Raw genomic sequence first — 20147 nt, 5'->3', positions numbered from 1 at the left:
ACTAAAAGTTCCAGCTTTCACCTATCACTTCCCGGGCCACATAGAGAGTGCGGTCTTCTTTTGTACGCACGGTCCATTTTACAAGTGTCAGCTGCCGATTCTGTATCTCTATACAAGTAATACACCTGGGATGTACGCAGCTTCCGGTATTAAAATAGGGTGAGTCGGCAGAACCCAGCATAGGGCGGTGCGTGTGCCCGGTAATCAGAATCTTATTTTCTTGACAGGCCCATTTCAGGAGCTTCTTTTCAACTTTTCTTTTCTTTGTATAATTTCTGGCTGCACTGGTTGGATCAGATACCCCGGTTGCCTCCAGAGGCTTCCAGAAATAACGTACGAGAAATCTGCTGATAAAACTTAATGTATCGTTCAGGATTTCTACCTGATGTCCATGTATCAAATAAAAATGATTCTCCTGCTCTGTATCTTTTAAAATCAGACTCTGCAGATAACATATGTCGGGGAACAGGGTAGCCTCAGCCAGTTGACCGCTGACATGATAAGTGGAGCAGTGGCGGCGGCAATAGCTGCACCGCCTTTTACTCTGGTCATGATTGCCGTAAAGCATGAATAGGCGGTTCTCTTCGTTGTATTTTGAAAGCAGCCAGAATACATCACTGTGTATATCAATGATCCTTGCAAAGGACCTGTTTTCCCACAGTTCATCCCCATCCCCAATTTCAATATAAGTAAAGCCCTTTTCAAAATAGTCATTTAATGCCGCAAAATAAACGTTTTGGTTTTTCATAAAATTATCGTTATGGTTGCCGGTCCCCCTGTGACAGTCACTCATAAGGACAAAGCGGGAGCTGCTGCCCATGGGAACAATGGCGGCATCCTCAAAAGCACGGGAGATGCGTCTATACCAGCTCATGAGCGTCTCCCTCTTTTCTTCTCAAAGGGACGGATGCGAAGAATCCTCCTGAAAACAGCAGGCGCAACATAATATAAATACAACAGCCGGTCTACAGTCTTGTCAAATGGTTTTACAGCCCGGAGGTAGAGGCGGCAGAGCATTCTGGCCTTCCAGAGAATGTAGCTTTGCACCCATGGGTCTAAAAGAAAGTCGTGAGTACTCTTTGGCTCTGTGAGACAAAATTGTACGGTATTTGAGTAAAGGGTCAGCTCATTGCTCTCATAACCAATCTCTTTGAGGCAACGGACAAAAGCATTACACATGTCCTCATCCGGAAAGGTAATGGATGCCTCCAGCACCAGATCCTCGGGCACACAGGGAGTTCCAACTACAAAGCCTGTCAGCCACCAATGGGGTCTTTCAAAGTTGAAAATAACTCTGTCGGAGTCTTTTAAACGCAGTTTTATTGGGAGCATTTCTTCTGGAGAGGCAGCTTGAAAGATAGTTTGAGGCCTTAAGAGAGGCGGAACAATGGAATCGGCATGATAGACTCCAACTTCCGCTCCCGTGCAAATGCTGTACTGCCCTTTCCAAAATTCAATCAGCCAGGTTTTATCATGGTAATTGAAATAAACCGGTTCAAAGTCAAAGACCATATTCATGGCCGGTGCAGCCAGGTCATAAAGGCTCCCATACCCAAATTTTCGCTGTGGGGCATCAGTTCTTGCCGTAAAAATGTCTTTCGAATAAAGGTAAAGGAATCCAAAAGGCCTTGTCAGGTTATTGAGCAGACTGCATTTTTCAAAGTAAGACATTTCAGAGACCCTTCTCCGGTTTTTCTTCATTTTGTGATGTAAAAGAAGAATAGCCAAAACGAGCAGAATTAACAATACACTAATACAAAGAATTACAATCTGCATACTAGAAATCCTCAATTTGCTTTCTCCTCAATCTGTTCTTCATATACTATATGCAGGATTGGCAGAGGCCGTCAATCGGAAGGGGGATAATTATCTCCTATCCGATGTGCGCCCGCCGGGCGCACAAAAGTAACAAGAGCCTGGCTTGCCAGACTCTTGTATCATAAATATAGGTATGCACTTTGTGGTATCATATGTACTCCAGCTTCTCAAAGTAATGCATCAGAATATCTGCGCAATTTTCCACTCCCAGCTTGGAGGTATCCAATATCATATGATAGTCATTCACGTCCCCCCAGGTCTTGCCTACATGCTCCTCGTAATAAGCGGCACGTTCTGCATCTGTGCGCTTTACTTTTTCTTCGGCATCTTCGTAGGAAAGGGATTCAAGACGCATAATTCTGTGAATACGATCCTCCTTGTCCGCACACACGAAAATGTTCAGGACATTCATCCGGTCTTTCAGAATATCAGAAGCACAGCGTCCAAGGATGATACAGGGCTTTGAAGCAAGTTCCCGTATGACTTCGGCCTCGGTCTCATATTTGTGTGAACCTATCTGATGCTCAATATATGCTTTATCATAAACAGGGATATCCAGCCTCTCGGAAAGATCCTTTGCAATCACACTTGCACCGGTACCGAAACGGCGGCTCATGGTAATCACTAATTTCATATGAATTCCTCCTTTGTGTATGCCAGTGGGTTTTTGTAGTTATCAGGGGGGCAAAATACCTTTTGCCCCCTACATCATGTATTATAACACTAACATGAGAGTGGGGGAAGCAAAAGATACTGTAATTTTAATTTGACTCTGATTTATAAATAGACTATAATCAAAATATCTGGAAAATTCTATTCAATAATTCAGGCGTTTCTGCCAAATTTCCAGTTCAACGTAACATTAAAACTGAATACAAAATGGATGAGTGAACAGCAGTGTATATGCGTATGTATAGTGCAATATACTTGAAACGGGGTATATGGGATATTATAATGGCTGTATTAGGAAGATATTGTAGACCAACTATTTCTCTATGCTTCACTCTTCCTACAATGTGCAAAAGGAGGAAACGTATGGAGAAAAACCATGCAAAGTTGTATGCCAAGGATGCTCAGATCTGCAAGATATTATCAGACACCGAAATATTTGCAGATTTGTTTAACGGCTCTATCTTTCATGGAGAACAAGTGATAGTCCCGGAACAGCTTGTAGCCTGCAGTGAGAAGCAGACCTTGCAGGTAAAAGTAGGAAATGATGACCTTAAGAACCTAAATCGAATTCGAGATGTCAAGATGCAAATGAAAAGCCTGGATGAAAGAGGACAGCCGGAGATTATATTGGCAGTGGAGGCTCAAAGAGAGGTGCACTATGGTATGCCTGTGAGAAGTCTAATGTATGACGGAGTCGATTATTCAGACCAGATGCAAAGAAAAGCAAAGTATAATAGGGGTATGCATAGTCTAAAAACTTCGGCTGAACTTATGTCAGGCATGACTGAAGAGGACCGATTGGTGCCCGTGTTGACCCTTGTACTGTATTATGGGGAGAAGAAAAATTGGATAAAACCGGCGGACCTGCACGATATGTTGGATTTCACAGGAAGATTCCGTCCCTGGAAAAAAGAATTTCCCAATTATACATTGCATCTTGTGAGCGGTGACAGTGTTAATACAGAAAATTTCAAGACCGGATTGAGGGAAGTTTTTGAACTACTTAAAGTCTGTCATGACAAAGTGGAAATGAATAAGCTGCTAAGAGAGAAGAACGATCATTATAGTCATTTGTCCAGGGAACGAAGTGAACTGCTTTCAGTATTTTTGGATATTCCGACATTAAGAGAAAAACCTAAATTATTTGAAGATGAGAAGGGAGATATTAATATGTGTACAGCAATTGAGGAAATGGTTCGAGATGGAGAAAAAAGAGGTATGGAGATAGGTGAACGAAGGGGTGTAGAGATAGGCGAACGTAGAGGTTTAGTGATAGGAGAGCAGAGAGGCGAGGAGAGATGTGAAAAAAGATATAGTCAATTATTGAAAAAGCTCTTAAAGGAGAATCGCACTGAAGATATTGTTCGCATGACCGAAGACGAAGAGTTTAGAAAGCAGCTTTTTCGGAAAGGTAGTCTATTGGAGTCAAAGACCCCGCAGCAAGCTGAAGGGGCATCAAACTTGCAGTGCAGCAAGCTGCAGGATATTTGACCCTCGCGGCAGTCGCAAATGTAAATGCAAGTATTTCCGCTTGGCTCGTTGCTCGCGGGAATAAAATAGTCTTTGTGTTTTTACAAGGATAGGGATATAATATGAGTTAGGCGACAAAAGGTATTTTGACCCCTGATACCTACGGATTGCTACGCACTTTGTGCTCCCGCAATCCTAAAGTCATGCTTTTTCATGCAAGCATGAAACGCACGACCTTTTGACTCTGGTATCATAATTTAATAAAACAAGCGAAGGAATGATAAAGATGTTGGATAAGAATGACATTGAATTATTAGAAAAATTGTTGGACAAGAGATTTGTGGAGTCTAATGAAAAAACAGAAAGAATGTTTGCAGAGGCCGATAAAAAAACAGAAAGAATGCTTGCGGAGTCTAATGAAAAAACGAAAAGAATGTTTGTGGAGGCCGATAAAAAAACGGAAAGAATGTTTATGGAGTTCGATAAAAAAACAGAGGAAAGAATTTCGGAGACGGAAAATATGGTACTTGAGGAGATGGAACGGACACGGGAGATTCTGGAGGGCCATCTTGATCAGGTAAAGGAGAATCTTGATGAAATGAAGCAATATTATCAAATTCATAAGCTGGAAAAGCAGAGTACAGAAATTCTTATGAAGCTGGTTGATGAACTGCGCCGGAGAGTGGAGGCATTAGAAAAGAAAACAGCGTAAAATTAGTAACAGTTCAGCCATCAGCTCGATTCCACCCCAAGGGTACCGTCCTTGTTAAACAACCACACTACGGTTGCTAACCAAGGACATGTGCTGCGCTTCATCTCGCTGTGGCAGAGCGCCATATGAATTTTCGGCAGCATATGCATACGAAAGCAAGCTTTCTCCTGCCTACGCTGTCGAAAATTCGCATGGCTGAACTGTTACTAAAATTAGGAGCGGTTTTACTGCCGCTCTCATTTTATGTTTGCATAATAGACGTGCGGGCATTATAATATATGATACCAGGGTCAAAAGGTCATGCGTTTCATGCTTGCATGAAACGCATGACCTTGGGGCCCGTAAAACATGAGAAAGTAGACCGAGTAGGGCGGATTTCGAATGTTTTTAGGATTGCGGGAGCACAAAGTGCGGAGCAATCCGTAGGTATCAGGGGGCAAAATACCTTTTGATTCCTACATCAATATATGGGAATAACTAGGAGGAGGATATTTTCTTGAAAGCGAATAAGAGAAATATATGGATTGTGCTGTGTGTCATTGCAGTGTTTGTTTACGTTGCTATTTTTGGCCTGGGCAGTGACTTTAAGGGCGCAGTGGATATGCGGTTTGGTATTGATATCCGGGGCGGTGTGGAGGCCATATTTGAACCGGAGGGAGTGGACAAGGTTCCTTCCGCAAAGGACCTTGAGTCTGCCAGAATTGTTATGGAGAACCGTCTGGATGCGCAAAACATTGTGGACCGTGAGGTGACAGTAGATAAAGAGCACGGCAACATTATTGTCAGATTCCCATGGAAGTCAGATGAGAAGGATTTTAATCCTGAGAATGCCATCGCTGAGTTGGGAGAGACCGCCAAGCTGACCTTCCGTGACCCGGAGGGAAATGTCCTGGTGGAAGGGAAAAATGTATCCAGCAGTGATGTCCAGAAGGACCAGCAAACAGGGGAATATGTAGTTGCCTTAAAATTTGACAAAACCGGGGCAAAGGATTTTGCAAAGGCAACTGCAGAGTTGGTTGGAAAACCCATCGGTATCTATATGGATGAAGAGCAGATTTCCAACCCGGTTGTACAACAGGCAATTGACGGCGGGGAAGCTGTTATTAACGGGATGGGCTCCCAGGAGGAAGCAAAAGCTTTGTCCGAGAAAATTAATGCCGGAGCGCTGCCTTTCTCTCTGAAGACAACCAACTATAACACCATCAGCCCCACCCTGGGAAGCGGTGCCTTGAAGGCTATGCTGATGGCCGCAGCGGTAGCGTTTACCGTGGTATGTTTGTTCATGATACTGTACTATCGTCTTCCGGGACTGATTGCTTGTCTGGCGATGGTGTTCCAGATGAGCATGCAGATACTTGTGCTTTCCGTTCCACAGTATACGCTGACGCTCCCCGGTATTGCGGGCCTGATTTTGTCGCTTGGTATGGCCGTGGATGCCAATGTCATCATCAACGAGCGTATCGGTGAGGAGTTGAACAAAGGAAGCAGCTTAAAAACTGCAGTGCGGATGGGCTACAAGAATGCTTTCTCCTCTGTATTGGACGGAAATGTAACTACAGCGGTAGTCGCCGTGATTTTGATGATATTTGGCTCAGGAACGATGCTGAGCTTTGGTTATACTCTGCTTACAGGTGTTATCATCAACCTGCTTGCCGGTGTATGGCTTTCCAGAATTATGTTAAGTTCTGCAGTTCTTTATCCCGTATTTCAGAAACCAAAGCTGTTTTACGTGAAGAAAGAGAGAAAAGTAATAGACTTTCTTGGAAAACGGAAAGCAATCTTCTTGTTTACAGCAGTAGTACTTATTACTGGGAGCATTATCAGCGGGGTGAGAGGGGTGACTTTAGATACCCAGTTTACCGGAGGCGTTATTCTGAAATATACCTGTGAAGGGACCCCGGATATAGAGAAGGCAGCTGATGCTGCGGAAGATGTGTTGAACCGCCCGGTCAGTGCCCAGCTGACAAAAGATTTTGTGTCCGACCAAAACAAACTGGTATTGAATCTGGGAGGAAAGCAGGGACTTTCTCCGGATGATCAGACAAAAGTGCTGGAGGCTTTGAATGAAATCCAGCCGGATCAAAAATATGAATCATCGGAAACTTATGCGGTCGAGCCTTATATCGGAGCACGTGCACTGAGAAACTCTGGTATTGCTATCGTATTGGCGGCTGTATTTATTGTAATTTATATCGCCATTCGCTTTTCAACACTGTCAGGGCTGTCAGCAGGAGTGTCCGGAGTGGTTGCTCTGATACATGATGTATTTATCGTTTTCTTGGTGTTCGGTGTCTGCAAGATACCGATTAATGATGCATTTGTGTCAGTAGTCCTGACAATTATCGGATATTCGATTAATGATACAATCGTTCTCTATGACAGGATACGTGAACATATGCAGGGACATTCAAAAGAGGGACTTGTGCCTCTGGTAAACAGAAGTATTACAGAGACTCTGGCGCGCTCAATTAATACGGCGCTTTCCACCATATTCTGTGTGGCGATTATTTTAGTCTTTGGCTTAATTTATAATATAGACTCTATTATTGTCTTTGCCCTGCCGATGCTGGCCGGTATGATAAGCGGATGCTATTCGACCATTTGCATTGCCGGTGCTGTATGGGTTACATGGAAAGAGAAAAAGAGCAAGAATAAAAGCATAAAACAAAAGAAATAGAAATGTAAAAGTTTTCAGCTTGTAATGCATGAGTCAGATGGACATGGGGGCATGTCTGCCTGGCTCATTTGGGCAAAAAATTATGCAAAAGCAAAGATGTACCAACGAAGAAACATTGACAAAGATGCACCAGTAAAGGAGATATAAATATGGGCCGACAAAAAAAACGCTCGAAAGAGCAGGAGGCGAACAGGAGAGAGCAGGAGAGAGACCGCCGCAGAAGGGAAGAGGCGCTAAGAAGAACCCTTAGTGACAACCCGGCCAAATCCCTGGCAGGCAGTCCGGGAAGAGGCGGCATGGGATCGGATGGCAGGAATGCCGGAAGAGGGCAAAAGCCCGGGAAGAGGCGGGCTTCCAACAAGGTGAGCAGACAGGTTGGGATCATTTTATGTGGAATCCAGCTTGCCGTGACGCTGGTATTTATTGCGGCGCTGTTCGTATTGAACATGCTGCCCATGAAATATCTGGGAGCCGCTGCGGGAATACTGCTGGTGTTCTGGCTTATTCCACTGATTGGGCAGCTGGTATCTAAGAAAAAAGCAATTGCAGGGAAAGTGTTCAGTATTTTTATGTCTGTCGTACTGGCGTTGGGCTCCTACTATATATTTAAGACCAATGGCACTGTTGAGGATATTACCGGCGGAAATACAAAGGTGGATAAGATGGTAGTCGCGGTTCTGGCAGATGATCCGGCCGAGACCATTGGGGATGCTGCCGACTACAGCTTTGGCGTACAATATGCAATGAAAGGCGATGACGTTAAGAGTACAGTAGAGGCAATCAATAAGGAGCTGGGAAGAAATATTTCCACCACCGAATATAAAAGCCTGAATGAACAGGCAGAGGCTCTGCGGGACGGACAGGTACAGGCCATTGTGTACAATGACGCCTACACAGGAGTCTTGGAGGAGGCATATGAGGGCTACAGTGACGAAGTAAAGATTATCTACAGTCATGAGATTACCAGTACCCTTAAGAATGAGGCGGCGGACGTAAAGGTGGCGGATGATTCCTTCACAGTATATATCAGCGGTATTGATGTGTATGGGGCCATTGAGACTAACAGCCGCAGTGATGTAAATATTATAGCAACCGTGAATCCCACGACGCATCAGATTCTTCTAGTGACTACACCCCGGGATTATTATGTGGAAATTCCAGGCATTTCAGGGGGACAGAAGGATAAGCTGACCCATGCGGGAATTTACGGGGTAGATGCTTCGATGGCTACTTTGGAACAGCTCTATGATACGGACATTGATTTTTATGCAAGGGTGAACTTCACTTCATTGGAACAGATGGTGGATGCCCTGGGCGGAGTGGATGTCATATCAGAGCAGGCTTTCACAACGAGCGACGATTCTGGTCTGGTCATGAATGTTGTACAGGGAGAAAACCATTTTACCGGAAAACAGGCCCTGGCATTTTCCAGAGAAAGAATGAATGTGGACGGCGGTGACTTCCAAAGGGGAAAGAACCAGCAGGCCGTAATCACAGCTATGATTAAGAAAGCTATTTCTCCCGCAATTTTGACAGGCGCCAATGGAGTCTTAAGCAGCGTCAGCGGAAATGTAGATACAAACATGTCGCAGAACCAGATTCAGGAGTTGATTAAAAGCCAGCTTTCCGGCGGGGGGGCCTGGAACATTAAATCCATGGCAGCAGAAGGAACCGGCGATAATCAGGAATGCTATTCTTCACCAGGAAGCATTCTCTATGTAACCCAGCCGGACATGGCTTCCATAACACCGATTATAGAAGCAATCAATGCGGTGGAAAAAGGAGAAACGCTGCCGGATTCAGAGGTGGCTCAATGATTAGATACCGAGGAAAAGAGAAATGATGAAACTGTTTAAAAAGTGGGACCTTTCTATTGTATATAAAGTACTGCTGGTGTTTTTGGATATCATTTTCATCAATGTCAGTTCATTTCTGGCACTGTGGATCCGTTTTAATATGCACATCAGTGAGATACCGCCTGAGTATGCTGATTCAGTGAGAGGACTGGTTGTGGCAAATACAATTGTGACGGTCACCATATTTGCCCTGTTCAGGCTTTACACGAGCCTCTGGAGATTTGCCAGCATTAAGGAACTGGTTTATATTATTGAGGCCTGCGGAGTATCGGTTTTGTTTAATATTCTGGCTTATTACCTCACTTACAGAACCATATACAGGAGCTACTTCCCCCTCTATACCACATCATTGTTCTTACTGACTTGTTTAAGCCGGTTCTCCTACCGGCTTGCCAGGCTGCTCTACCACGGGAACATCCACGGCCGCCATGTGAGAAATACAATGATCATCGGGGCGGGAGAGGCGTGTAATGTAGTGATGAAGGAGTTGGAGCTCAGCACTGAGCTGGATGCAAAAATCTGCTGTGTAATCGATGACAATCAAAGAAAACACGGAACTTACATCCACGGAGTAAAGGTAGTGGGCGGCAGAGATGTCATTTTGAAATATGTAGAGAAATACCGCATCAACGAGATAATTGTTGCCATTCCGAGTGCAGATAAAAGGGAGAGACAGAAAATACTGGAAATCTGTCAGAAGGTTCCTGACTGTGAGCTGAAGATTTTGCCCGGAGTGTACCAGCTGGTGAACGGAGAGGTCAGCGTTTCTAAGCTGAGAAACGTGCAAATAGAAGATTTGCTGGGAAGGGATCCAATCCGGATTACAACAGAGAAAATCGGCCGTTATGTATCTGACAAGGTGGTAATGGTAACAGGGGGAGGCGGCAGTATCGGCAGTGAGCTCTGCCGCCAGATTGCCGCAAACGGTGTCAGGCAGCTGATTATTTTTGACATATATGAGAACAATGCCTATGAAATCCAGCAGGAGCTGAAGGCAAAATGGCCGAATCTGGATCTGGTGGTGCTCATAGGCTCTGTCAGAAACGGAAGGAAATTAAATAGTGTCTTTGCCAAATACAGGCCTGACATTGTATACCACGCGGCGGCCCACAAGCATGTGCCGCTGATGGAGGACAGCCCCAATGAGGCAATTAAGAACAATGTTTTCGGAACTTACAAGGTCGCATTGGCTGCAGATCGCTATAGGGCGGAAAAGTTTGTGCTTATTTCCACGGATAAAGCGGTGAATCCGACGAATATTATGGGCGCCTCCAAGCGGATGTGCGAGATGATTATCCAAGTATTCAATCACCGCTCCAGGACGGAATATGTGGCGGTGCGTTTCGGAAACGTGCTGGGCAGCAACGGCAGTGTTATACCACTGTTTAAGAAGCAGATAGAGGCAGGAGGACCGGTCACAGTGACCCATCCGGATATTATCCGGTATTTCATGACTATACCGGAGGCTGTGTCTTTGGTTCTGGAGGCAGGAGCCAGTGCCAAGGGCGGAGAAATTTTTGTCCTGGATATGGGGCAGCCGGTGAGAATTGTGGATCTGGCAAAGAATCTGATCAGACTGTCAGGGTATACCCTTGGGGTGGATATAGAAATTCAGTATACGGGTTTGCGTCCCGGAGAGAAGCTATATGAAGAGCTGCTGATGGCAGAAGAGGGTCTTCAAAGCACCGGGAATGAGAAAATCCATATCGGAAAGCCTATTGAGTTTGATGAAGACGAGTTTTTAAAAGATCTGGAGGATCTGTACAAGGAGGCCTATGCGGAGACAGACTGTATGAAGGATATTGTCCATAAAATTATTCCAACCTACCACTTAAGAGAAGCAGATGTGCGCAGGGATCAGCAGATACAGTCCTGCTGGAAGCAGGAATTTGCAGATACAAGATCCCAGCTTCCCAGTGCCTTTCTGGAATGGGAAAATACAGGCTGGGAAGACAAGAAAGGACAGGAAGAATAAGTTATGAATGTACCATTTTCACCACCGGATATTACAGAAGAAGAGATTGCCGAGGTGGCCGAGACTCTGCGCAGCGGCTGGATCACCACGGGCCCAAGGACAAAAGAGTTTGAACACCAGATCAGCAGGTACCTGCATACGGAAAGATCCGTCTGCCTGAATTCAGCCACAGCGTGCCTTGAAATGACGCTGCACCTGATGGGAATTGGCCCCGGAGATGAGGTGATCACTACTGCATACACGTACACCGCCACCTGCAGCTGCATCTGCCATGTGGGTGCAGTCCCGGTTCTTGTAGATACCATGCCGGGTACCTTTGAAATGGATCCGGAGCAAGTGCGCCAGGCGGTGACAAAGCGGACAAAAGCAATCATCTGTGTAGACTTGGCAGGTATTGTTTATAGCAGGTATGATGAAATCTTTCGGATTGCAGAAGAAAAGAAAGATTTATTTGTCCCTTCCAATGAACGGCAGGAAGCTATGGGCAGAATTCTTGTGATGGCAGATGCAGCCCATGCTTTCGGTGCATCCCGGGACGGGAAAATGTGTGGAGAAATTGCTGACTTTACATGCTTTTCCTTCCACGCAGTGAAGAATCTGACTACGGCGGAGGGCGGCGCAGTGACATGGTCACAGGCCATTGCCCGTGCAGGTTTGGATGGGGAGGCCATGTACAGAGATTACATGCTTCTCTCCCTCCATGGACAATCTAAAGACGCCCTGGCGAAAACCCAGGCCGGCGCCTGGGAATATGACATTATAGCCCCCTATTATAAATGCAACATGACAGACATTATGGCGGCCATCGGGCTGGTTCAGCTGAAAAGGTATCCGGACATACTTAGGAGGAGAAAAAGTCTGATAGAGCAATACAATGAGGAATTCAAGGACAGCCCGGTGGAAGTACTGCATCATTTTGAAGATAATTATACCTCCAGCGGCCATTTATATTTGGCAAGTGTGCTTGACAAATCTCGACAAGAATGCAACAATATAATCACGAAATTGGCGGAAGCGGGGATTGCATCCAATGTGCACTATAAGCCTCTGCCTATGCTGACTGCATACAGACGGATGGGATTTGACATCAAAAACTATCCGAATGCATATGCTCAGTTTGAAAATGAAATTACTCTGCCTCTTCATACCTGCCTTACAGATGAGCAGGTGAAGTATGTTGCAGATACATTCAGGAGCCTGATTATATGATACCAGATTGGGAGCAATTGCCAGAATTCATGCGCAATGATTCAGTAAAGCCATATTACAAAATGTTGAAAAAGAAGAAGTCTGCCCTCCGCCTGAAGCGGGGGCTTGACTTCTTTCTTGCGTTTATTTTGACAGCCATATTGATTCCGGTAATGGCAGTCCTTGCAGTGTGGATAAAATTAGACAGCAGGGGCCCGGTCTTCTATAGGCAGGAGCGAATTACGCGTTACGGGAAATCATATCGTATTTTCAAGTTCAGAACTATGGTGGTGGGGGCCGATAAAAAAGGCCCTCTTGTCACAAAAAAGCAGGACAGCAGAATTACACGATGCGGGGAAATATTGAGGAAGCTCCGGTTGGATGAGCTCCCGCAGCTGTTTAACATTCTGAGAGGGGAGATGTCCTTTGTGGGAACAAGGCCCGAGGTCAGAAAGTATGTGGAGCAGTACACAGAGGAAATGCGGGCTACACTGCTGCTTCCGGCGGGGGTCACTTCCCGGGCAAGTATACGGTTCAAGGATGAGGACAGATTGCTGGAAGAGCGTCAGAAAGAGACGGGAGGGTCAGTGGACGAGGTATATGTAGAATATATCCTCCCGGTAAAAATGAAATACAATCTGCAGTACATAAAACATTTCAGCTTTTTTAGCGATATAAAAGTCATGCTGGACACAATTCTGGCTGTGATAAAATAAAAAAGGATCAACCATGCTGCTAAGTTCGAAAGGACCTCACTAAGCCAGCAGGTTGTACCTTACTACTAGGTTCGAAAGGACCTCACCAAGGAGTATAGGTATGAAAAAGATAGCAGTCATTACGATGGGGGTGAGGCTGGATGGGGAAAAGGGGTATACCCGGTTTCGGTACCTCTGTGATTTTTTGACGGAGGCGGGATACCGGGTGGATCTGATTACCACCACATTTCAGCACTGGGAAAAGGCTCAGCGGGATATTGAAAAAATAAGAAAATCAGATTATAAGTTTGGATTAAAGTTTATTTATGAACCGGGCTATAAGCGGAACGTGGATATAAAACGAATCCGAAGCCACCGGATTGCGGCAAAGAATCTGACTGCTCTCCTGGAAAGGGAAGGGGACTATGACTTGCTGTACGCAGAGATTCCGCCCAACGATGTGGCACTGGCCTGCGGAGAGTTTGCAAAGAAAAAGGGGATTCCCTTTGTGGCGGATGTCAACGATCTGTGGCCCGAGGCAATGCGGATGGTGCTGGATATTCCTGTTATCAGTTCTATTTTGTTCTATCCCCTGCAGCGGGATGCCGAGAAGGTGTATTCACTGGTGTCCGGTGTAATCGGCACCTCTGATGAATACAGGGACAGGCCCTTTGAGAATCAGAAAAGGGATGTGCCAAAAGCCACTGTGTATGTGGGAAATGAGCTTTCGGTCTTTGACAGCGGGGCAGAGAAGACCTCCGGAGAAATAATGAAACCGGAAGAGGAATTCTGGGTGACTTATGCGGGCACCATCGGAACCAGCTATGATATCCGCACTATGCTTCTTGCGGCAGAAGAACTTGCTAAAAGGGGGGAAAAAAATATTAAGATTAAAATCCTCGGGGGCGGACCACTACAAGACGAGCTGGAAGCCCTCGCCAGGGATAAAAAGATCAATAATGCAGAATTTGTGGGGTATGCCCCCTATGATAAAATGGCGGCGTATCTGAAGAAGTCCGATATTGTCGTGAATTCCTTTGTGCGGAAAGCTCCCCAGAGTATTGTGACAAAAATAGGAGATTATCTGGCAGCGGGGAAAGCGATGATTAACACCTGTATGAGTCCGGAATTCCGGAATAAAGTAGAAAATGACGGATTCGGTGTGAACATTGAGCCGGAGGATGCGGGCATCCTGGCAGATGCCATTGAAGACTTGTACAGAGACGAAGAAAAGCGCCTGGAGATGGGAAGGAAGGCAAGACAGATTGCCGAGGAGCAGTTTGACAGGCCTAAGTCATACAGGAAGATAGAAGAACTAATCAGGAAACTGATTTAGCCGTTTGAAGAACCGGCGGTGAATCGGATTTCCTTGAAAGGTGGTGAACATTCATGGAGAATGGGAAATCTAAGAATCCTTATTTTACAATTGTCATGCCGACTTACGGTGTGGAAAAGTACATAGAGAGAGCAATTTTGAGTATACAAAAGCAGACATTTGCTGACTGGGAGCTTATTGTGGTGGATGACTGCTCTCCTGACAGGAGCGGGCAGATTGCAGAAAAGTATGGAGCAGAGGATTCACGTATCCGAATCATTCGGCATGAGGTGAACCAAGGGGTGAGTGCAGCGCGAAATACAGGTACAAAGGCAGCATCCGGAGAGTACATCTGGTACATGGACCCGGATGATTATGTGGACGCCGCGCTGCTGGAGCAGGTATATGCATCTATAGAGCGAAGCCCTGCCCAGGCCGTCCTGTTCGGCCATGTGGAAGAGTATTATGACAAAAGGGGAAACTTGCAGTACACCCACTCCATCTGTCCGAAAGAGCACTGCTTTAAAACAGCGGAGGAGCTGCGGCCACATATCGTCGAGCTGGAGCAGGAGACACTGTACGGATATCCCTGGAATAAATTTTACAGGCTCTCCTACATACGGGAGCTGAAACTTGAATACGAGAATGTAAAGCTGATAGAGGATATTGTATTTAACATCCAGTACTTCATGGATATTGAAACTTTGAATATTCTGCCGATTACACCCTATCATTACGGAAAGAAGCTGGAGGGAAACCTGACAAATAAATTTGTGCCGGACTATTTTATACTGCACAGGCGAAGGATTGAAATGCTGTTCGACCAGTTCTCCTACTGGGGAATCTGTACGGAGGAGGTCAGAAGCATATTGGGAAGTCTCTATGGCCGTTATATCCTCTCCGCATTGGAGCGCAATTGTAATAAGCAGGCGGGCATGGACCACGCACAGCGGTACAGGTGGTGCAGACAGGTATTTTCCGATGGCCTGTTCAATGAACTGATTCCTGCAGCCCGGGCGAAGAAAAGTATGTCACTTCGCATTGCACTGTTATTTTTCCGCTGGAAAAGGACAATACTCTGTTTAACGATGGGCAGGGGAATTTATATTGTGAGGAGATTTATGCCTGTGGTTTATTCGAAAGTAAAATCCGGAAGATAGTGCTTTTATCTCAAAGGAGGCTTTATGGAAGAAAATAAAAAACTTAAACAGGCACTTTTCCTTTTTAAAGTTTGCTATCTGCTTTACTTATTGCTGGCTTTTAATGCCTTTGTAAACGGCACGGTCTGGATGTACAAGGCATCCTACGTGATTACAGTGGCTGGTGCCGGGATGATTTTGTGGATGCTGTTTCAGCATAAGTGGTACAGGGAAGGATACAATTTATGGATTCTGGCCGCATTTGTCGTCAGCTATATGATCAGTGCTGCCGCACACCTGTCCTATGGTGTCACAGAGAATGTAAAGGGACTGATCTGGCTTGTGATACCCATTGCAGTGATATATTTCAGTGCATTTGCTATGTCCGGGAAAGAGATACGCCGGGAGATAAAATGGATTTCTGCTATTTATATCTGTTATTGTACAGTGGCCAATCTAATCAGCTTGAGTATGGTGTACTGGGGGCACAAGTATAACTATATCGATGAGACAGGTACCGCTCACGGTATCGGCTACCGCTGGGAGCGCCTGTGGGGAGTCTATGACGATCCAAATCACGGTGCTACCATCACAATTGTCGCTTTGTTTATGCTGGTTTACCTGTTTTACTGTATGCGGAAATTATGGCAGAGAATTGGACTTAGTCTGCTTTTTATTATTAATTTTTTCTACGTGGCATTGTCGGATTCCAGAACTGCAATTGTGTCTCTGGCTGCCGGAATTGTATTTGGCGGATGTCTGCTGGCCTGGATTAGAAAAAAAAGCGGAACACTCTGGAAACGGGTACTCGTCCCCGTTCTCGGAGCTCTTCTGGCAGCGGGGATTGTTTTGACAGGTGATGTTGGAGTGAAGGCTGTATACCGGCCTGTGGACCAGAAAATGGAAGAAACAGTAAAAGCACAGCAGCCGGCGTTACAGGTTAAGAAGGTCACTGGCGCAAAGAAAGAGACCAGGGAAAATGATTTGAAAAAGGATTACAGCAACGGAAGAATAGAAATCTGGGAAAATGGTCTTCAGATCATACAAAAATCTCCCGTAATTGGTGTAGGCTTCCGCAATATCCAGGGATACACAAAGAAATATTTTCCGGAGGGGTATCTGGTTAAAAATGCCTATGATGTAAAATATGACTCTATGCATAACCTGGAATTGGACATTCTTGTAGGACAGGGAGTACTGGGGGAAGTTATTTTTATTGCTCTGCTGGTCAACATCTGCATTATTTTGTTAAAGAGGGTCCACCTGGTATCTCCTGAATATAGGGCTGAGGCTGTATTTTCCACTTCGGCTGCAGTGGCGCTGCTTGCCGCAGGCACCTTTTTATCGTTTATCTTTTATGTAAATGCACCCCAGAACATGTGCTTCTGGCTGTTTCTGGGATATGCAATGAGATTTTGTCAGATAGGAGCAGAGGAGCATTCATGAAACAAATACTGGTGGGTTTCATTATGGACGGAAAGGCCGGAGGAATCGATAAATATTTGCTGAACTTCCTGGGGACTGTGAAGGCAGAGGCTGGGGCGGAAGAGATAGAGATGGACTTTCTCACCGATGGGAGCCACGGGGAACTGAAAACATATCTGGCCGGATATCATTCAGAGCTGTATGCAATTGCAAGTCTAAAGCACCCAATAAAGCAGTTCCGGCAGGTATGTAGTATTTTAAAAAATAAAAAGTATGATATGGTGTACCTGAATGTATCCACTGCCATCGACTGTGTGGCTGCCTTTGCCGCAAAAAGAATGGGTGTTCCCGAAAGAGCAATACACAGCCATTCCAGCGGAAATGACTGTGAAAGTACTGTACAGCGTTTTGCATATGATATTGTGCACAAGATTTGCAGGCTGTTTTTCTACAGAGCAGGAACGCGTTTTTACGGCTGTTCAGTCAAGGCAGGGGAATGGCTTTTCCCCAAGAAGATAACGGACTCCGAAAGGTTTGAAGTAATTTATAATGCGGTAGACGGGGACAGGTTCCGGTATGATGAAAGCCTGAGAAAAGAAGTGCGGCAGGAACTGAAAATTGAGGATGATGTGCTCGTGATAGGGCATATGGGAAACTTCTGCTATGCCAAAAATTATCCCTTCCTGATTGATGTGTTTGAGCAGGTACACAGGCGCAGAAGCCAATCCATGCTGCTTCTCGGAGGAAAGGGCGTGGAACTGGAAAGTGTGAAAGTGCTGGTGAAAAAAAAGGGCCTGGGGGAGGCAGTGCGTTTCCTGGGCTGGCGTTCGGACACAGAACGTCTCTATCAGGCCATGGACTTACTTCTTCTCCCGTCAAGATTTGAGGGGCTTCCCGTTGTAGGAGTGGAGGCACAGTGCACAAAGCTTCCCTGTGTGTTCAGTGACACGATTACAGAAGAAGCAAAAATACAGGATCACTGCTATTTTCTGCCACTGTCAGAGGGCCCCAAAAGCTGGGCAGAGTTTATTTTGCAGCATCAAGATTATGATAGAAGCCAAGTCAGGTTGACAAAAGAAGCAAGATATTATGACTTAGAGAATCAGAGAGAGCAGCTAAGGAGGATTGTATGCCGTTAGTCAGTGTGATTGTAGCAGTTTATAATGTGGAGCACTATATTGAAAAATGCATAGAAAGCTTGACAGGGCAGACATACCGGAACTTGGAAATCTTGCTAATTGATGACGGCTCCGGAGACAGAAGCGGGGAAATCTGCGATACGTATGCAGAAAAAGACTCCCGTATCCATGTAATCCATAAGAAAAACGGCGGAATCTCCGATGTGAGAAATACAGGACTTGCCCAGGCTTTAGGTGTATACCTGATGTATGTGGACGGGGATGATTATGTGGCGGAAAATTACGTGGAGGCCGCTCTGCGCTGCGCCGAGAAGCATCAGGCAGATGTAGTCATTTTTGATTTTGAAGAAATAGAGGAAGCTACCGGGCGGCATGACAGATGGAGTATGCGGATTCCGGGGAACCAGGTGACAAATGTGAAGGAGCAGTCCCGGCTGCTTATAACAACCCCGTCCCCCTGCAATAAATTGTATAGGCGTGCATTCTGGCAAAGCACCGGACTTACCTATCCTGTAGGCAGAAACTATGAGGATCTGACAATGACCCCCAGACTTCTGGTAAATGCCGGGCGCATTGTATATCTGCAGAGTGAGCCGCTGTACTATTATATACTCCATGAAGGCTCTATTATGCGCAGCAGAAACTTTGAAAAAAGCTATCTGGACAGGACGGCTGCTATCCGGGATATTCTCTCATATTTCCAGGAGCGGGGATTGTATGAGACATTTCAGCAGGAGCTGGAGTACCTGGCTTTTGAACACGCCTATTTTATACCTATAAAGGAGATACTTTTGTATGAACCCCAAAGCCCCTACTTAAAGAAGTTTCGGGAATATGTGCCGGAATTATTTCCAAAAGCCGGGTTGAACCCTTATGTGAAGAAATGCCTGTCAAAGAAGGACCGTATTATGCTCAGGCTGATAAGGTGGAGATTGTATGGAGTGATACGTTTTCTGTCCCGGATCCGCAGGCAAAAAGACAGAATCCGTCCGGCAAACAGGCAACAATAATAGGCAGTAATAACAGGGAGGAACATAATGGAAAAATTATTATCAATTGTAATTCCATCCTACAATGTGGAAAAATATCTGGAGCAGACCCTTGAGTCTTTTATAGAGCCGGATATTCTGGGAGATATTGAAGTATTGGTGGTAGACGATGGCTCCAAGGATAGCACGGCAGAAATCGGAAAAAGGTACGAGAACCAATATCCTGGGACCTTTCGGGTGATTTCCAAGGAAAACGGCGGTCATGGTTCCACTATTAACCGGGGAATCAAAGAGTGTGCCGGAAAATATTTCAAAGTGGTTGACGGGGATGATTGGGTAAACACGCCTGATTTTAAGCTCCTCATAGAAAAGCTCAAAACCTGTGATGCAGACTGCATCGTAACAAACTATTACGAAGTAGATGACCGGACCGGAGAAAAAACGCCCAGAGAATACTCCTTGCTAAAAAAGGAGAGGGCAGAAGAGAACCGGTGGAGTTTCTGTGATATGGCAGAGAAGGCACAGCCGGCCATGCATGCGTTGATCTTTAGGAGCAGTCTTTTGAAAGAGAACCAGATACAGATGGATGAACACAGCTTCTATGTAGACGTAGAATATGTTCTGTATCCCCTTCCTTATGTGGAGTCCGTCGTTTACTTTGACTTGTATATTTACATGTACCGCCTTGCCCTTGCCACCCAAAGCGTCAGTATGCAGGGATTTCGAAAGCATATACAGAATCATATAGATGTGATCATGCACCTGACAGAGTTTGCCGAGAAGTACAGAAATACCGCTTCAGGGGATGAGCAGGTGAAGGTGGATTACATAGGAAAGCGGATTGCCCGGATGGTGGGAGACCAGATTACGATATTTATGAGCTATCCGGTGTCAGATAAGGAAAATAAAGAAAAATTCTTGAGGTTCGACCAAAGCCTGAAAGAGGAAAGCCGATGGATTTATGACTTATCCTCGGAGGAGAGCGGGACGCTGAAGCTCCTGAGGAAGATGAAGTTTAAAGGGTATGGAGCTATCATGGAAGCGGGGAAGAAAAGAAACGGTATGACAGAGGAGTGA

General features: G+C 45.5%; 16 protein-coding genes. 13 read left to right on the top strand and 3 right to left on the bottom strand.

Annotated elements, in window-relative coordinates:
- Position 1: 1 nt before the first annotated feature.
- The 3 genes from EDD59_RS13730 to EDD59_RS13720 all read right to left on the bottom strand — a co-directional run bounded on the left by EDD59_RS13730 (position 2) and on the right by EDD59_RS13720 (position 2452).
- Positions 2-874: a metallophosphoesterase gene (locus EDD59_RS13730; protein ID WP_132382853.1), complete on the bottom strand. Its 873-nt coding sequence runs from the start codon at positions 872-874 to the stop codon at positions 2-4.
- The gene (locus EDD59_RS13725; protein WP_243117431.1) at positions 871-1671 is read right to left on the bottom strand and encodes a DUF4474 domain-containing protein; all 801 of its coding nucleotides are present in this window, start codon (positions 1669-1671) and stop codon (positions 871-873) included. The genes EDD59_RS13730 and EDD59_RS13725 overlap by 4 nt, the downstream gene beginning before the upstream one ends.
- A gap of 295 nt (positions 1672-1966) precedes the next feature.
- Positions 1967-2452 carry a cytidylate kinase-like family protein gene (locus EDD59_RS13720; RefSeq protein WP_132382849.1) on the bottom strand — a complete coding sequence of 162 codons (486 nt, stop codon included), beginning with the start codon at positions 2450-2452 and terminating at the stop codon, positions 1967-1969.
- A gap of 401 nt (positions 2453-2853) precedes the next feature.
- On the opposite strand from EDD59_RS13720, the gene EDD59_RS13715 reads away from it, so the two are divergent.
- The 13 genes from EDD59_RS13715 to EDD59_RS13655 all read left to right on the top strand — a co-directional run bounded on the left by EDD59_RS13715 (position 2854) and on the right by EDD59_RS13655 (position 20147).
- Positions 2854-3981: a hypothetical protein gene (locus EDD59_RS13715; protein ID WP_132382847.1), complete on the top strand. Its 1128-nt coding sequence runs from the start codon at positions 2854-2856 to the stop codon at positions 3979-3981.
- Between the two features lie 265 nt (positions 3982-4246).
- Positions 4247-4672, top strand: coding sequence for a hypothetical protein (locus tag EDD59_RS13710; RefSeq protein WP_132382845.1), 426 nt, complete (start codon positions 4247-4249; stop codon positions 4670-4672).
- A 496-nt stretch (positions 4673-5168) separates the two neighbouring features.
- Positions 5169-7349, top strand: a complete 2181-nt coding sequence (gene secD / locus EDD59_RS13705; protein WP_132382843.1) for a protein translocase subunit SecD — start codon at positions 5169-5171, stop codon at positions 7347-7349.
- 149 nt (positions 7350-7498) lie between these two features.
- Complete coding sequence (locus EDD59_RS13700) at positions 7499-9166, top strand: LCP family glycopolymer transferase (protein WP_207670409.1); 1668 nt, start codon at positions 7499-7501, stop codon at positions 9164-9166.
- Positions 9167-9188: 22 nt separating this feature from the next.
- Positions 9189-11180 carry a polysaccharide biosynthesis protein gene (locus tag EDD59_RS13695; RefSeq protein WP_132382841.1) on the top strand — a complete coding sequence of 664 codons (1992 nt, stop codon included), beginning with the start codon at positions 9189-9191 and terminating at the stop codon, positions 11178-11180.
- Positions 11181-11183: 3 nt separating this feature from the next.
- Positions 11184-12389, top strand: a complete 1206-nt coding sequence (locus EDD59_RS13690) for a DegT/DnrJ/EryC1/StrS family aminotransferase (protein WP_132382839.1) — start codon at positions 11184-11186, stop codon at positions 12387-12389.
- Positions 12386-13084 (top strand): sugar transferase, encoded by a 699-nt coding sequence (locus EDD59_RS13685; RefSeq protein ID WP_132382837.1) that lies wholly within the window; start codon positions 12386-12388, stop codon positions 13082-13084. Before EDD59_RS13690 ends, EDD59_RS13685 begins: the two co-directional genes overlap by 4 nt.
- Before the next feature lie 100 nt (positions 13085-13184).
- Positions 13185-14399: a glycosyltransferase family 4 protein gene (locus tag EDD59_RS13680; RefSeq protein ID WP_132382835.1), complete on the top strand. Its 1215-nt coding sequence runs from the start codon at positions 13185-13187 to the stop codon at positions 14397-14399.
- Positions 14400-14452: 53 nt separating this feature from the next.
- Positions 14453-15538 carry a glycosyltransferase family 2 protein gene (locus EDD59_RS13675; protein ID WP_132382833.1) on the top strand — a complete coding sequence of 362 codons (1086 nt, stop codon included), beginning with the start codon at positions 14453-14455 and terminating at the stop codon, positions 15536-15538.
- Between the two features lie 24 nt (positions 15539-15562).
- Positions 15563-16963: an O-antigen ligase family protein gene (locus EDD59_RS13670; protein WP_132382831.1), complete on the top strand. Its 1401-nt coding sequence runs from the start codon at positions 15563-15565 to the stop codon at positions 16961-16963.
- On the top strand, positions 16960-18081 hold the full coding sequence (locus EDD59_RS13665; protein ID WP_132382829.1) for a glycosyltransferase: 1122 nt from the start codon (positions 16960-16962) through the stop codon (positions 18079-18081). The genes EDD59_RS13670 and EDD59_RS13665 overlap by 4 nt, the downstream gene beginning before the upstream one ends.
- Positions 18072-19091 carry a glycosyltransferase family 2 protein gene (locus EDD59_RS13660; protein WP_132382827.1) on the top strand — a complete coding sequence of 340 codons (1020 nt, stop codon included), beginning with the start codon at positions 18072-18074 and terminating at the stop codon, positions 19089-19091. The genes EDD59_RS13665 and EDD59_RS13660 overlap by 10 nt, the downstream gene beginning before the upstream one ends.
- Positions 19092-19118: 27 nt before the next feature.
- A complete protein-coding gene (locus EDD59_RS13655) occupies positions 19119-20147 on the top strand; it encodes a glycosyltransferase family 2 protein (protein WP_132382825.1) in 1029 nt (342 codons plus the stop codon).

The organism is Muricomes intestini (genome assembly GCF_004346165.1).
Classification (GTDB): Bacteria; Bacillota; Clostridia; order Lachnospirales; family Lachnospiraceae; genus Muricomes; species Muricomes intestini.
This window is presented reverse-complemented; position numbering and strand designations above follow the sequence as displayed.